We start from the raw sequence: 15,652 nt of genomic DNA, 5'->3' as shown, positions 1-15,652 counted from the left end.
TTGCAAGAGGATGGCGATGCCGGTTTACTTCTTGGTGCTCAGATAGCTGTAGAGGTGAACAAGATGCAATTTAAGAAGTAGGATATTAGCGCATTAATGCATTATCACATTAGCGATTTAGCACGTTAAGTAAAAAATATTATTCGGTGCACTGACTACTGGTAAACTTGTATATTATTTAATAGGGTATTATCATTTTTTGGCCCTTCGCTTAGGGCTTTGTTATCACTTTTGTGCTTCCTCGCATTAAATTATAAATATTGGGGATTTAGGTAGCCACCTACGGGGCAAGTTTTCATGTCATCATACTGGTTTACAAACAGTTAGGACCTACGGCCCAAAACTCTATTCACAGGATATTGTAAACTTTTGATTCGAAGTGGGTTTAAGGTTCATAATAGAATTTGACTAGATACTATAATTTGTATTGTCAATAAAGCAAGCCCAAAAGTTACCATACTGATATACTGTCATACTGATATACTATAATACTCCTATGCTGTCATACTGCAATACTGATATACTGTCATACTGTAATACTGATATATTGTCATACTGATATACTATCATACTGATATACTGTCATACTGTAATACTGATATACGGTCATACTATTAGCCATCTACTTCTTCTTCGGTACCGGATCAAAGCCATGTCCACCCCATGGATGACAACTAGCGATGCGTTTTAATGCAAGCCAACTTCCCTTGAAAATTCCCCATTCCTTAAGTGCATCGATGGCATAATGCGAACAAGTTGGTTGATAACGGCACTTATTGGCGCCCAGGAGTGGGCTCAGTGTTAGTTGGTAGAGCCTGATGGGCAGTATCAATATTTTTTACCAATATCTTTCCGATTGCATTCATACTTTCTACCAACAACCTAATTTTTAAAAATAGTTTTTCCTAAAAGGAAGTCCGATCTGAAGCATTTAGAATACAATGGTTAAATTCATATTTTTACGACAAATTATCATGTTGAATAAAGATTGTCCTCATACCTGTTTACAAAACAATATCTTCAGAGGAGGAAAAGAGGTCAATGTTACAGACTTTAAGGTCCTGGGGAATCATCCCATACGTATCATTGGCCTGATAATGACTACAGAGAGTACAAGGAAATGGGTTTTATAGAAGATCAGATCATTCGAATGCATGCCGATCACTTTAAAGGTATAGCAGCTTACAATAAAATGCTTTGTGCTAAATGGTTTTATAGGACATTCGAGGCCTTTGAATATATCTTCATCATGCAGAATGATGCCTGGGTATTCAGAGATGAATTGGATATGTGGTGTAGTAAGGGTTATGATTATATCGGTTCACCTTGGCTCTGGAAGCCGGAACAAACGAAGGCGAAGGTATGGATAGAACTTTTCCCGATCATGAAAGGAGAAATAGGGAAATGGCGGAGTGAGTCTGCGGCGGACGAATGTACTATTTATCAAATTAAATAATGTTGCATCTTTGATTTATGCGCTGATCAAAAAAATGAAGACTTTATATGGCTATTGGTCGCCAAACTTCCTTTTGTAAAAATAAAAAAGCCAGGGATTAAAGAAGCGTTGCGTTTCTGCATAGAAATGGAACCTGAGCAAGCGATAGAAATGATCGGAGGGGAGATCCCATTCACAGTGCATGCTTATGAAAGGTATGGCATGGAATTTTGGAGGAAATATATGGAATAGATAATTAAAGGAAAAGAATATATAGGCCCAAATGTTATTGTGCAAATAACTTCAAAACAACTTAAATAAACATACATATCAGCACTCAAGTATTTTAGTAAAATCGGTCAACATTTGACAGTGTGTAACTAAATGATATATTTGAGATAAATATGCCTCACGTTTATTGCGCATATATGTCCATATTAGCGATATATGCGCCACAACGTGAGGGATATAAACGAGTTACAAGCAACCCTAAAAGACGACAGTGCTAAACATGAACAGACAGAAAAACGACATAAATGCCAACCGCACATTTAGCACATTTGGTTTTGCCAGAAACACAAGCCAACGCTTCGTAAAACCAAAAGAGCTAAAATTTGCCAACGCACCGACCGAAAATAAAAAGTAGAACATGAACAAAAAGGACTTATCAGAAGCCGACATAAAAGAGAAGTTTATCACACCAGCCGTGACAAAGGCAGGTTGGGACGAACAAACTCAACTCGGACGAGAAATATTTTTTACTGACGGACGCATTTATGTGAAGGGTAAAATTACAGCAAGAGGAAAACGGAAATTTGCGGACTACATTTTATTTTACAAACCAAACGTACCTATTGCAATCATTGAGGCGAAAGACAATAATCATTCTGTAAAATCTGGTATTCAACAAGCATTAGGCTACGCCAACACATTGGACATTCCTTTTGTATTCAGTAGCAACGGAGACGGTTTTTATTTCCACGACAAGACAGTTACAAGTGGAAACATTGAAACAGAAATTTCAAATGACGAATTCCCAAGTCCTGAACAACTTTGGGAGAAATACAAAAAATACAAAGGCATTGAAGACAAAGAAGTTGAAAGCGTTGTTTCAACTGACTATTTTTTAGACGGTTCAGGGCGTTCACCAAGATATTACCAACAAATAGCCATTAATAGAACAATTGAAGCTGTTGCTAAAAAGCAAGACAGAATTCTTTTGGTTATGGCAACTGGAACAGGAAAAACTTATACAGCATTTCAAATTATTTACAGACTTTGGAAAAGTGGAGCTAAAAAACGAATTCTGTTTTTAGCAGACAGAACTTCGCTTATAGACCAAACAGCAAGGGGTGATTTCAGGCATTTCAAAGATGCAATGACAATCATTAAGCATAAACAAATTGACACCGCTTACAATGTTTATTTAGCATTGTATCAAGGTCTGTCAGACAGCAAATCAGATGATGCTTACAAACAATTTAGTCCTGAATTTTTTGATTTAATTGTAGTTGATGAGTGCCACAGAGGAAGTGCAAAAGAAGATAGCAAATGGCGTGAAATATTAGACTATTTCAAAACGGCAACTCATTTGGGCATGACAGCCACACCCAAGGAAACAACTGAAACTTCAAACATTCATTATTTCGGTGAACCTGTTTACACATATTCACTTAGACAAGGAATTGATGATGGTTTCCTTGCTCCTTACAAAGTAATAAAAGTTACGCTTGACATTGATGCAGAAGGTTGGCGACCATCAAAGGGCTTTTTAGACAAAAATAGTAATCCAGTTGAAGATAGAATATACAACAGAACCGACTTTGACAAAAACATTGTAGTTGATGAACGGAGAGAATTAGTTGCAAGAAAAATAACCGAATTTTTAAAAGGCAATGACCGCTTCGCTAAAACAATTGTTTTTTGCATTGACATTGAGCATGCCGAAGGCCAGGAACCATCTAACGCCAATGCCGATTTAGTTGCTCAAAACAATAAGTATGTGATGCAAATTACAGGCGACAATGAAGAAGGAAAAAGAGAGTTAGATAGTTTTATAAATCCAAGTGAACGCTATCCTGTTATTGCGACAACTTCAAAATTAATGACTACTGGCGTTGATGCTCAAACTTGCAAACTCATTGTATTGGATAGTAATATTGGTTCACCGACAGAGTTCAAACAAATTATTGGTAGAGGAACACGTATTAATGAAGAATACGGAAAAACGTATTTCACCATTCTGGATTTTAGAAATGTAACCAATCTATTTGCAGACCCTAATTTTGATGGCGACCCTGTAATGATTAAAGATGTTACGGAAGATGATGATATTTCAGGAACAGACGATGAAGTAACAGACGAACCAATTGTTGATGTGGTTGATGGTGGCGATGTAGAATTTCCGGCACCTGAATATCCAATTATTACTGGTGGTGGCTTCATTGTAGCAGAACCAAACCCAAGAGAAAAAATAAGAGTTAACGGAGTTGAAGTTAAAATTGTAAATGAACGTGTCCAATATTTAGGAGCAGATGGACGAATAATAACTGAAAGTCTGAAAGATTACACGAAGAAAAATGTAATTGAAAAATACGCAACACTTGAAACATTTTTAAATTCATGGAAAAACGCAGACAAGAAAAAAGCCATTGTTGAAGCGTTGGAACAGCAAGGTATTTTCTTTGAAGCATTGAAAGAAGAAATCGGCAAAGACTTTGACCCTTTGATTTGATTTTGTCATGTGGCTTAAGAAGCTAAACCTATGACAAGAAAGGAAAGGGCAAACAACGTAAAGAAAACAACTTTTTACTAAATACGGAGAGAAAGCACAATCTGTAATCAAAAGTTTGCTTGACAAATACGCTGATGATGATTTGCTCACTATTGAAAGTTTGGATGTTTTAAAACTCGACCCATTAAACAAATTAGGTTCACCACTTGAAATTATTAATGCTTTTGGTGGAAAGGAAAATTATATACAAGCATTAAAAGAATTAGAAAACGAACTTTATAAAGCAGCATAAATGCCATTCATATTAGAAAAAAATAATGCAGAATATGAGCAAATAGAAAACAGCAATGTGGGATACTTCATTAAGGTTTTGTTTAATTCAAAATGATGAAAATGAAATTGTGGCTTATGGAATAGGGCATAATTATTATGAAAAAAGGAATTCTTACTATGTAAACACAATTTATGTTCACCCTGAATACAGAGCAAGAGGGTTTAGTAAAGCAATTCTAAATGAATTCATAAAGCACTTTCTTACATTGGAAAACTTTAATGAACTATACGCTGTAACTCAGCCAAATAATAACAGGGCAATCGAATTATTAAGAAGTAAATCATTTAATTATTTAGGATAACAATGGCAAATGTAGGAGCAGTAATAAGCAGTATAAGAAACATAATGAGGCAAGACAGAGGTATCTCTGGCGATGCTCAAAGATTGGAGCAATTAGGTTGGATGTTATTTCTTAAAATCATGGACGACAAAGACCAAGAACTTGAAGTTATAAAAGACAACTATGTTTCTGTAATTCCCGAAAAATTCCAATGGAGAAATTGGGCAACAAATCCCGAAGGAATTACAGGCGATGAATTGATAAATTTTATTGACAGCAACGAACTTGCAAACAAAGGGCTTTTTCTATCCTTGAGAGAAATCAAAAGTACAGCGAATCCAAAACGTGCAATGATAGTGAAAGAGGTTTTTGATGGCACAAATAACTACATGAAAAGTGGTTATGAAATGCGAAAGGTAATCAACAAACTCAATGAAATTGACTTTACAAAATCAGAAGATAAACACGTTTTTGGAAATATTTACGAAAGCATTTTGCAGGAGTTAAGAGATGCGGGAAACAAAGGCGAATATTATACGCCACGTGCAGTAACTCGATTAATGACAATGATGACCGATCCAAAACTGGGCGAAAAGTACTTGACCCTGCTGCTGGTACTGGAGGTTTTCTAACTGCTGCTATTGACCATGTAAGAGACACTTATGTAAAAACAGTAGATGATGACGCTATTTTACAAAACTCAATAACTGGTTGGGAACTAAAACCAGTTGCTTATGTATTAGGCTTAACTAATTTAATTCTTCACGAAATTGACGTTCCCGATTACCATTACATTGACAGTTTAAAGAAAGAGTACAACAGCATTGGGAAGAAAGACCAGGTTGATGTAATACTTGCCAATCCGCCATTTGGTGCAAGTATTGCGGACGGAGTTGAAACTAATTTTCCTTCAACTTACCGATGCAAAGAATCTGCGGATTTATTTGTAATTCTAATGTTACAACTATTAAAACCAAGTGGAAGATGTGCGATAGTTTTACCTGATGGTTCAATTACTGGCGATGGAATAAAAGCAAGAATCAGAGAAAAATTATTAACGGATTGTAATTTACACACAATAATCCGCTTACCTCAAAGCACATTTTTTCCTGCAACTGTTAGCACTAATTTGTTGTTTTTCGAAAAAGGTTCACCTACAAATGATATTTGGTATTACGAACATAAATTACCCGAAGGACAAAAATCATATTCTAAAACAAAGCCAATTCAATTTGAAGAATTTCAACCAATCATTGACTGGTGGGAAACTAGAATTGAAAATGATAATTGCTGGAAAGTAAATGTAAATGATTTGAATAATTGGGATTTGGACATAAAAAATACGAATGCAGTTGTTCAAGAAGAAATATTAAGTACTTCTGAAAACATTAAGGCATTACATAAATCTATAACTGTTTCTAAAACAATAGTTGAGGAAATTGAAAAACTATTAATGTAATGGCAAAAGAATATTTAATTAGTGATTTTCTTAAGCGGATAAAACGTCCAATTGATTTAGAAGATAATTCCGAATATAAACTGGTTACAATTAAAATGAACCATAAGGGAGTTACACTGCGTGAAATAAAGAAAGGCTTTGAAATAAAATCAAATATGTATTTAGTCAAGGAGGGCGACTTTATACTTTCAGGCATTGACGCAAGAAATGGTGCATTTGGAATAATTACGAAAGAGTTAGAGGATGCTATTGTCACTAATGACTTTTGGTATTTTGAAATTGATGAAGGAATAATTTTAAAAGAATTATTCCTTGAACTTACTGCTACATCATGGTTTGATGAAATATGCAAAAGAGGAAGCGATGGTACAACTCAAAGAATAAGACTTCAAAAAGATAAATTTTTCAATCAAACTGTTTGGTTGCCTGAAAAAGATGAACAAACGAATACATTGAAAAAAATAAAAGACGTTAAAGAAAAAATTGAAAATCTTTCCATAGAAAAACAGAAACAGTTACAATTAACATTTAGTATTAAACAATCAATTCTTAAGGAAGCTATATCAGGCAAATTATCCAGTAATTGGCGGGAAAATAATCAAGCTAAAGAATCTGCCGCAGAACTATACAAACTCATTAAAAAAGACAAAGAGAAAAAAGTTATAGAAAAGATAATCAAAAAGGAGAAAGAGCTTGGCCCAATTTCCGAAAATGAAATTCCACACGAAATCCCTGAAAATTGGGTTTGGTGCAGACTTGGGGATTTGTATTCAACAACTTCTGGTGGGACTCCATTAAGAGCAAATGCAAGCTATTGGTTTGGCGACATTACATGGTATAAATCAGGTGAATTAACCGATACATATTTGGATGCCGAATCAGAAGAGAAAATTTCCGAAATTGGTTTAAAAGAATCTTCTGCAACGTTGTTTCCTAAAGGAACATTACTAATAGCAATGTATGGAGCAACAGCAGGGAAACTTTCAATCTTAAACAGAGATGCAAGTACGAACCAAGCAATTTGTGGTTTCTTTTTTAATGAATTCATAGAAACGAAATATCTGTTCTATTTCTTAATGGCACAACGAGCAAAAATGATTTCTGATTCTTGGGGAATGTCGCAACCCAACATTAGCCAGACATATTTGAGAAATTTCGTTTTTGCACTTCCACCTAGAGAGGAACAGAAAATAATTATTGAAAAAGTGGAACTGCTTATGAACAAGTGTCTTAAACTAAGTCAAGAAATTGAAACCCTTGACAAACACGGAAATACATTAATGAAAGCAATGTTCAATGAAACTTTTGAAACAAATAAAATATTAGAAAATGAAATAGATAAATAAAGATTTTGGGGGCAGAGGGTCGGAATGATACGTTTTGCTAAATGGTACCACGTCTAGGACATACGCTAGCTGGGAAGGAAAATACCAATTTCCAAATTTTCCTGCAAAGGAATTAATGAGGAAAGAGTTATCAACAGCGTAACAACTGTTGAAGCCCTGAAGTTGGGTCTGCGGATGAATTTTCTAAGCATATTTATTGTGTTTATGATTTGACATACAAAGATAACAATTTCTATACCTGAGAAGAGTAGCGTTGCCTCCCTCGAAAGAGGGTTAAAGCTTCGACAGAGCATGTACATTTCAAACCTGCTACTATTAGTATCTGCCCCCTCTTTTTAACTTGATAAAATGGAATTAGAAAAGTGGTTTAAAACAAAGAAGTATCCTCATATAGGTTTACCAATTACAATCAAAGATTATAATTGGGTAAAAGCGTATGTTGAAAATTCTGAAAAAGTTAGAACACATAGTTTCCTTCCGTTAATCCACAAATCAATTGTAAAAAGAAAATTTAGGGCAGACAATTCTGTTTCAGTTTTAAAACCAAGTAGAAAAAGAACAAGAATTCTTGGAAAGCCAAAAGTCAGAGATATTTTCTTTGCCTCACATTTAGATTCTCTTATAATATCAAAGTACAATGAAATATTGGCAACTGCTTACGAGAAACATATTGAAAACAAGAATTTCAATGAATCGATAGTTGCATATCGTAAAATCCCAATTTCAAAAGGTTCGGACAAGAATAAATGCAATATTGATTTTGCTAAAACAACCTTTGAGTTTATTCATAATAACAAGTCAAAAAAACTGACCGTAATAATTGCAGATGTTACAGCTTTTTTTGATAATCTAAATCATAGAACTTTAAAGAAGCAATGGTCAAAAGTTTTAAACGAAACTACCCTACCACAAGACCATTACAACTTATTTAAAGCCCTGACAAATATAAAATACATTGAAGGCGACCAGTTATTTGAAAGTTATGGAAATACTATGATGGTAAAAACTGGTATTCCAAATCTTTCAAACAAAACTGAATTTGTAAGAAAGAAAATTAAGAGTAGTAAATTTTTCAAGGAAAAAGTGGCAAGTCATTACTGCGAAAAGAAAGAGTTCCTTATAAAGAATTTGAACCTTGTTATTTCAAAAAACAATTCAGTAGGAATACCACAAGGAAGTCCAATTAGTGCAACATTGGCAAATATCTATATGTTGGAGTTTGACCAAGAAATATTTGATGGAGTTTCTTCAATTGGTGGCTTTTATCAACGATACAGCGATGATTTAATAATTATTTGCGAGCAACAATATGAAGATGATATTATTAAACTAATCAGAGAGAAAATTGAAACCGTTGTTGATTTGAAAATTGAACCAAATAAGACTAAAGTTTTTCGATTTGAGGAAGTGAATGGAAAATTTACTGGTTTTGAAATTAATGAAAAAACTAAAATTCCAAATCATAATAAAACACTAGAGTATTTAGGTTTTTCATATGACGGACAAAGGGTTTTGATAAAAACTTCTGGCTTTTCAAAGTTTTATAGGTCAATGAAAAGTACATTCAAAAAATCAACTTCGTTGGCGATACACAGTAAAAATCCTGACAAGAGTTTATTCAAGTCAAGACTTTATAAGCGATTTACACACAGAGGAGCAAAAAGAAAACTTATTTACAGACCTTCAAAAGCGGACAAAACCATTTATGAAAAAACTAATGAATATTATTGGGGCAATTATCTAAGCTACATTAACAAAGCTAATGACTCTATGAAATCAATCAACGGAGACAATTTTGTGAAAAGGCAAAGCAGAAAGTTTTGGAAAAAATTTAATGACTTAATGAAATTCCATGAAGCAAGACTTAAATAAAATGCCAACGCTAAAGTCATACACATTTGCAAGCCACACAAGCCAGCCCACGAGCCAAAGCTTGCAAAAGAGTATGCCTTTCCAACCGCACAGACACAGCGACACAGCGGACAGACAAACCACGAAAGACAGAAGGGCAGCTTGTAACAGCACCTATAAGAAATTGGCGGTTCAGTGGTTAAATGAAGTTCAGTTTTTCAATCAAACTTTCGTGCAGGTTGACAGTTTTGTGCTTCGAAATCGCCAACTTCTTATAGCTGCAAATCGTTATACCTCATCCTAAACCAGCTCGACACTGAACATTGAATATTGAAAAACAAACAGTACAAAAAAAATATTTTTTGCAACCTTCTGGTTTACGAGAGTCATTCAAAAGCGCATTGATCAGTCGTTTTGGCTCGCCAATATTTAATGATAAGTGATTCTGGATTCTATCTCCAAAATAACACCCAAAACATCATTGAAAATATAGATAAAAAGTGGCCCCCTTTGCTCCGGAATACTCATCAATGCTGCTCAAAACCAAAAGAGCCACATTTTATTCACCACACTAGTTAATAATACTAAATTTGCACTGTAAGTAACACAGACGCTATTTTGAGAAAGGTTTTAATCATAGATGACGAAGAAAAGTTAAGAACCCTGCTAGCTAGGATCATTAGCTTGGAAGGATTTGAAGTGTTGCAAGCAGATGACTGCAAAGGTGCGTGGAAAAAGTTAGATCAATCTGAAGTTGATGTAATTCTATGCGATGTAAAACTGCCAGACGGCAACGGAGTTGAACTTTCAAAAAAAATCAAAGACAAATTTCCTTTACTTGAAATTATCCTACTAACGGCATACGGTAACATTCCTGATGGTGTTCAAGCCATGAAAAATGGTGCTTTTGACTATATTACAAAAGGGGATGACAACAACAAAATTATTCCATTGCTTTACAGAGCAATGGAGAAAGTGGACTTGGGTAAAAAAGTACAACAACTTGAAAAGCAACTTGGCGATAAACATTCTTTCGATAAGATTATTGGTAAATCAAAGCCCATTCAAAAAGCAATTGAATTAGCCCGTAAAGTTGCTGCAACTGATACAACTGTTTTGCTAACAGGTGAGACAGGCACTGGAAAAGAAGTATTTGCTCAGGCTATCCACCAAGAAAGTAAGAGAAATAGGAACAACTTTGTCGCTATCAACTGCGCTGCTTTCAGTAAGGAATTACTTGAAAGTGAAATGTTTGGGCACAAAGCAGGTGCATTTACCGGAGCAAACAAAGATCGAAAAGGGCTTTTTGAAGAGGCTAACAATGGTACGATCTTCTTAGATGAAATCGGAGAAATGCCTTTGGAATTGCAAGCAAAACTATTAAGAGTTTTGGAAACAAATGAGTTTATAAGAGTAGGTGAAAGTAAACCAACCAAAATAAATGTTCGCATTATTGCAGCTACTCACAGAGATTTGCAAAAGGAAATAGAGCTTGGGCATTTCAGAGAAGATTTATTTTATCGCATTGCAGTTTTTCAAATTGAATTACCTCCACTTAGGGAAAGGGTTATTGACATTGAAGATCTAGCAAATTATTTTTTAAAATCCTTTCTTTTTAAAACCAACAAAAAAGTAACATCAATATCTAAAGAATATATAGAAGCATTGAAGCAGCATCAATGGAATGGCAATATTCGAGAACTAAAAAATATAATTGAACGAAGTGTAATTCTTTCAGATGATGAATTAGTTATTGAAAGCTTACCTCTTGATTTGCAAATCCTTACCACTCCTGTTAGAAACGATAAAACACTCTCCGCCTTCAACTTAGCCAGTGCAGAAAAAATACACATCCAAAAAGTGTTGAACTACACCAACGGCAATAAAACTAAAACCGCCGATTTGTTAAACATCGCCTTAACTACACTATATCGGAAAATTGCAGAATACGGTTTAGAATAAACTTCCCTTTCATAATGACATGATTGACCCTTTCAAAATGAAAGGGTTTTTTGTTTTGGCACATTTCCATTTCGCCATTAAATACATCTGTATCAACAACTTATGTTGATAAAATAGATGTGGATCATAAATTGAAATAAGATTAATAGGAACATTTAAAAGTTTAGAAAATGATAACCATAATTTTAATTCTATCAGGGCTATTGGCTTTTGCCCTTTTCTACAAAGCCATTAACTGGTTTGAAAAAATTTAATACTATGATAGCACTATTCATCATCTCCATCGCAGTATTTATCTATATATGCTATGTACTCTTAAAACCTGAAAAGTTTTAAATACAAACGAACGAATGTAACGAAACAAACAAATGACATCAAATCAGATACCCGCACAAGTGGGGTATTTCTGAGAGTCTTTGGTCATTTCAGACTCCTGGTTTAGTGGTTTAACCTTTAAAAAATAAAAAATGAATACAGAAATTATAGGCATTGTTGTGATGTTCGTGGTTACGTTATTGTTGGCAATACCTCTGGGTAAATATATCGCCAAAGTATATGCAGGAGAAAAGACTTTTTTCGACCCCATTTTCAACCCTTTGGAACGTTTGTTCTACAAGATTTCGGGCATAAATGTTAGTGAGGAAATGAACTGGAAGCAGCATTTATCAGCGCTCCTGTGCATTAATTTACTTTGGTTTCTTATCAGTATGGGGGTTTTAATGAATATGAATATTCTTCCTTTAAATCCCGATAACAATCCTGGAATGTCAGCAGACCTGGCTTTCAATACTTCAATTTCTTTTTTGGTCAACTGCAACTTGCAACACTATTCAGGAGAAACAGGATTGAGTTATTTAGGGCAATTTTGGCTTATGTTTCTTCAATTCGTTTCTGCCGCAACTGGCATGGCAGCAGCAGTAGTTGTCTTTAAGGCTTTTAGAGAAAAGTCAACCCAATCATTGGGTAACTTCTATGCATATTTCTTAAAGTCTTGTACGCGTATACTTTTGCCTCTATCAATAGTTATCGCTACTATATTGGCATTCGAAGGAACACCAATGACCTTTGAAGGAAAAGATACAATGATAAGCTTACAAGGAGACACTGTGCAAGTGAGCACCGGACCTGTTGCCGGTTTTGTTGCCATCAAACATCTTGGAACAAATGGAGGTGGTTTTTTTGGAACAAATAGCGCACATCCATTTGAAAATCCTTCTTACTTGACCAATATGACTGAAATGTTTGCACAACTTAATATCCCTTTTGCTATGATTTTCGCATTTGGATATTTCATTAGAAGGAAAAAATTCTCCTGGATGATCTTTGGTGTGATGACTGTTGGTTTCCTTATGTTGGCTGTTCCCAATATTCTTATGGAAATGAAAGGAAATCCTGCAATTTCTGCTATGGGCATAGATAATACACTTGGAGCCATGGAAGGAAAAGAAATAAGAGTGGGAGCTGCAGCATCTGGATTTTGGAGTATTGTAACAACAGTTATTTCAACAGGCTCAGTTAACTCTATGCACGATAGTTCAATGCCATTATCAGGAATGAACGAATTACTAGCCATGATGATCAACTCATTTTATGGAGGTGTAGGTGTAGGAATTCTAAACTTCTTCATCTTCATTATTCTCGCTGTATTTATAAGCGGCTTGATGGTAGGCAGAACTCCGGAATTCATGGGTAAAAAGATTGAGGCGCGCGAGATGAAAATTGCAATGATTATAGCATTATTACATCCATTTTTGATATTAGTAGGAACTGCTTTAACGGCAGCAATGCCTCAACATACAGCTGCAACAGTAACTAATCCAGGGTTTCACGGTTTTAGCCAAATGCTTTATGAATATACCTCTTCGGCTGCCAACAACGGTAGTGGTTTTGAAGGATTAGGCGACAACACATTGTGGTGGAATATTTCCACTGGATTTGTATTGATATTAGGTCGTTTCCTTCCTATCATAGGCCCTTTAGCTATTGCCGGATTGCTGGCAGAAAAGAAATTCATTCCCGAAAGCAACGGCACACTTAAAACCGATACATCCACCTTTGGATTAATGGTATTTACTGTTATCGCCATCATTGCTGCACTGGCTTTTTTCCCTGTATTGGCTTTAGGTCCAATCGCAGAATATTTTTCAATGTTGAAATAATTTAATAAATTAAAAATATGAACGCATCTAATAATACATCATTGTTTCAAAAGGACTTAATGCAAGAAGCATTCAAGCAGTCTTTTGTAAAACTCAATCCAAAAATAATGTTTCGCAATCCTGTTATGTTTACTGTGGAGATAGGAACAGCTGTGATGTTTTTCGTTTGCATTTGGATCTTAATAGGCGAGAAATCACAGGGTAGTTTTATTTATAACTTTACTGTTTTTCTTGTTTTACTATTGACTTTATTGTTTGCAAATTTTGCCGAAGCCATTGCCGAAGCAAGAGGTAAAGCACAAGCCGATAGCTTACGTAAAACTAGAGAAGATACACCCGCCAAAATAGTAAATGATAAACAGGAAATAGTGAATGGTGGGGAACAATTGACCATTCACAATCTACCATTTACCATTATTGCATCTTCACAACTTAAAAAAGGTGATCTGTTCTTCTGTGAAGCTGGCGACATCATACCAATGGATGGTGAAATAGTAGAAGGATTAGCAACTATTGATGAAAGTGCCATTACCGGAGAAAGTGCTCCTGTAATTCGGGAAGCTGGTGGCGACAAAAGTTCTGTCACTGGTGGAACAAAAGTGTTGTCAGATAGAATTACAGTGAAGGTAAATACAGAACAAGGGGAAAGTTTTTTAGATAAAATGATTGCCTTGGTTGAAGGTGCCAGCCGACAAAAAACACCTAACGAAATAGCTCTAACTATTTTATTAGCCGGATTTACCTTGGTCTTTATTATCGTAACTGTAACGCTTAAACCCTTTGCCGATTATGCCAATGCACCCATCACAATTTCTGCATTTATTGCCTTATTTGTATGCTTAATCCCAACAACTATCGGTGGATTGCTTTCTGCTATTGGCATTGCAGGCATGGACAGAGCATTAAGAGCAAACGTAATTACCAAAAGTGGTAAAGCTGTAGAAACTGCTGGTGATATAGATGTGTTGCTTTTAGACAAAACTGGAACAATAACCATTGGTAACAGAAAGGCAACTCACTTTTATCCTGCCAATGGAATAGATCCAACCCATTTCATAAAGTGTGTTGTATTGAGCTCAATGAGTGATGAAACACCTGAAGGTAAATCTATTATTGAATTGGCAGGAATTAACCCTTTGAGTTATAGAATGACAAATCCTACTTTTATAAAATTCACTGCGGAAACACGAAGTAGCGGAGTTGACTTTGAGAATACTAAAATTAGGAAGGGAGCATCTGATGCTATCAGAGACTTGTGTGAAAAATCAGGAAACTTATTTCCAGCGGAAACTGCGGAAAAGGTAAAAATGATTTCAAGTAATGGAGGTACTCCACTAGTCGTTTCAGAAAACGATAAGGTGATTGGTGTCATTGAATTGCAAGACATCATTAAAACAGGCATCAGCGAACGATTTGAGCGTTTGCGTAAAATGGGCATCAAAACCGTGATGGTTACGGGCGACAATCCTTTGACTGCAAAATTTATTGCCGAAAAAGCCGGTGTAGATGACTTTATTGCCGAAGCAAAGCCTGAGGATAAAATGAACTACATCAAAAAAGAACAAGCAGAAGGAAGGCTGGTTGCGATGATGGGTGACGGCACCAACGATGCACCCGCTTTGGCTCAAGCAGATGTGGGCGTAGCAATGAACAGCGGTACGCAAGCAGCCAAGGAAGCAGGCAATATGGTAGATTTAGATAATGATCCAACAAAACTCATTGAAATTGTAGAAATTGGAAAACAGCTGTTAATGACCAGAGGAACGCTTACCACATTCAGTATTGCGAATGATGTAGCGAAATATTTCGCTATTATTCCTGCACTGTTTATTGTAGCTATTCCTGCTTTAAAAGGGTTAAATATTATGAATTTACACTCACCTGAAAGTGCAATACTTTCTGCCGTAATCTTTAACGCAATTATCATTCCTCTTTTAATTCCACTTGCATTAAAAGGTGTGGCTTACAAACCTATAGGGGCAAGTGCTTTGCTTAGAAGAAACCTATTGATATATGGCCTGGGAGGTATTGCAGTTCCTTTTGTAGGAATAAAATTAATTGACATTTTAGTATCCATATTTATTTAAAAATA

Annotated in this window: 10 protein-coding genes and 3 pseudogenes; 12 read left to right on the top strand and 1 reads right to left on the bottom strand. The window is 35.3% G+C overall.

Annotated features, from left to right (window positions below; genetic code table 11):
- Positions 1 to 622: 622 nt before the first annotated feature.
- Positions 623 to 835 carry a membrane protein insertion efficiency factor YidD gene (gene yidD, locus IPI15_RS19350; RefSeq protein WP_353845340.1) on the bottom strand — a complete coding sequence of 71 codons (213 nt, stop codon included), beginning with the start codon at positions 833 to 835 and terminating at the stop codon, positions 623 to 625.
- Positions 836 to 1,120: 285 nt separating this feature from the next.
- Here yidD and IPI15_RS19345 point away from each other — a divergent pair.
- From IPI15_RS19345 to kdpB, 12 genes and pseudogenes are all read left to right on the top strand, one after another.
- Positions 1,121 to 1,687, top strand: a pseudogene (locus IPI15_RS19345) (DUF5672 family protein).
- Between the two features lie 259 nt (positions 1,688 to 1,946).
- Positions 1,947 to 2,081: a hypothetical protein gene (locus IPI15_RS19340; RefSeq protein ID WP_287421823.1), complete on the top strand. Its 135-nt coding sequence runs from the start codon at positions 1,947 to 1,949 to the stop codon at positions 2,079 to 2,081.
- Positions 2,082 to 2,084: 3 nt separating this feature from the next.
- Positions 2,085 to 4,461: pseudogene (gene hsdR, locus IPI15_RS19335) on the top strand (EcoAI/FtnUII family type I restriction enzme subunit R).
- A 55-nt stretch (positions 4,462 to 4,516) separates the two neighbouring features.
- Positions 4,517 to 4,804, top strand: coding sequence for a GNAT family N-acetyltransferase (locus IPI15_RS19325; protein WP_287421820.1), 288 nt, complete (start codon positions 4,517 to 4,519; stop codon positions 4,802 to 4,804).
- 2 nt (positions 4,805 to 4,806) lie between these two features.
- Positions 4,807 to 6,242, top strand: a pseudogene (locus tag IPI15_RS20080) (class I SAM-dependent DNA methyltransferase).
- The gene (locus IPI15_RS19310; RefSeq protein WP_287421818.1) at positions 6,242 to 7,588 is read left to right on the top strand and encodes a restriction endonuclease subunit S; all 1,347 of its coding nucleotides are present in this window, start codon (positions 6,242 to 6,244) and stop codon (positions 7,586 to 7,588) included. Before IPI15_RS20080 ends, IPI15_RS19310 begins: the two are co-directional and overlap by 1 nt.
- Before the next feature lie 348 nt (positions 7,589 to 7,936).
- On the top strand, positions 7,937 to 9,460 hold the full coding sequence (locus IPI15_RS19305; protein ID WP_287421817.1) for a reverse transcriptase domain-containing protein: 1,524 nt from the start codon (positions 7,937 to 7,939) through the stop codon (positions 9,458 to 9,460).
- Positions 9,441 to 9,743: a hypothetical protein gene (locus tag IPI15_RS19300; RefSeq protein WP_287421816.1), complete on the top strand. Its 303-nt coding sequence runs from the start codon at positions 9,441 to 9,443 to the stop codon at positions 9,741 to 9,743. The genes IPI15_RS19305 and IPI15_RS19300 overlap by 20 nt, the downstream gene beginning before the upstream one ends.
- Before the next feature lie 314 nt (positions 9,744 to 10,057).
- Positions 10,058 to 11,401, top strand: a complete 1,344-nt coding sequence (locus tag IPI15_RS19295; RefSeq protein ID WP_287421815.1) for a sigma-54-dependent transcriptional regulator — start codon at positions 10,058 to 10,060, stop codon at positions 11,399 to 11,401.
- 258 nt (positions 11,402 to 11,659) lie between these two features.
- On the top strand, positions 11,660 to 11,737 hold the full coding sequence (kdpF, locus tag IPI15_RS20075; RefSeq protein ID WP_353845339.1) for a K(+)-transporting ATPase subunit F: 78 nt from the start codon (positions 11,660 to 11,662) through the stop codon (positions 11,735 to 11,737).
- A gap of 131 nt (positions 11,738 to 11,868) precedes the next feature.
- On the top strand, positions 11,869 to 13,560 hold the full coding sequence (gene kdpA, locus IPI15_RS19290; protein WP_287421814.1) for a potassium-transporting ATPase subunit KdpA: 1,692 nt from the start codon (positions 11,869 to 11,871) through the stop codon (positions 13,558 to 13,560).
- 17 nt (positions 13,561 to 13,577) lie between these two features.
- A complete protein-coding gene (gene kdpB / locus IPI15_RS19285) occupies positions 13,578 to 15,647 on the top strand; it encodes a potassium-transporting ATPase subunit KdpB (RefSeq protein ID WP_287421813.1) in 2,070 nt (689 codons plus the stop codon).
- Positions 15,648 to 15,652 lie beyond the last annotated feature (5 nt).

Origin of the sequence: Candidatus Brachybacter algidus, from assembly GCF_016707225.1 — a bacterium.
GTDB lineage: Bacteria > Bacteroidota > Bacteroidia > Chitinophagales > Saprospiraceae > Parvibacillus > Parvibacillus algidus.
The sequence above is the reverse complement of the archived record's forward strand: the minus strand, read 5'-3'. Positions and strand labels throughout refer to the sequence as shown.

Coding starts and splice junctions, on each gene's coding strand:
- IPI15_RS19340 (WP_287421823.1), top strand. CDS start 1,947: ATGAACAGACAGAAAAACGACATAAATGCCAACCGCACATTTAGCACA.
- IPI15_RS19325 (WP_287421820.1), top strand. CDS start 4,517: ATGTGGGATACTTCATTAAGGTTTTGTTTAATTCAAAATGATGAAAAT.
- IPI15_RS19310 (WP_287421818.1), top strand. CDS start 6,242: ATGGCAAAAGAATATTTAATTAGTGATTTTCTTAAGCGGATAAAACGT.
- IPI15_RS19305 (WP_287421817.1), top strand. CDS start 7,937: ATGGAATTAGAAAAGTGGTTTAAAACAAAGAAGTATCCTCATATAGGT.
- IPI15_RS19300 (WP_287421816.1), top strand. CDS start 9,441: ATGAAGCAAGACTTAAATAAAATGCCAACGCTAAAGTCATACACATTT.
- kdpF (WP_353845339.1), top strand. CDS start 11,660: ATGATAGCACTATTCATCATCTCCATCGCAGTATTTATCTATATATGC.
- kdpA (WP_287421814.1), top strand. CDS start 11,869: ATGAATACAGAAATTATAGGCATTGTTGTGATGTTCGTGGTTACGTTA.
- kdpB (WP_287421813.1), top strand. CDS start 13,578: ATGAACGCATCTAATAATACATCATTGTTTCAAAAGGACTTAATGCAA.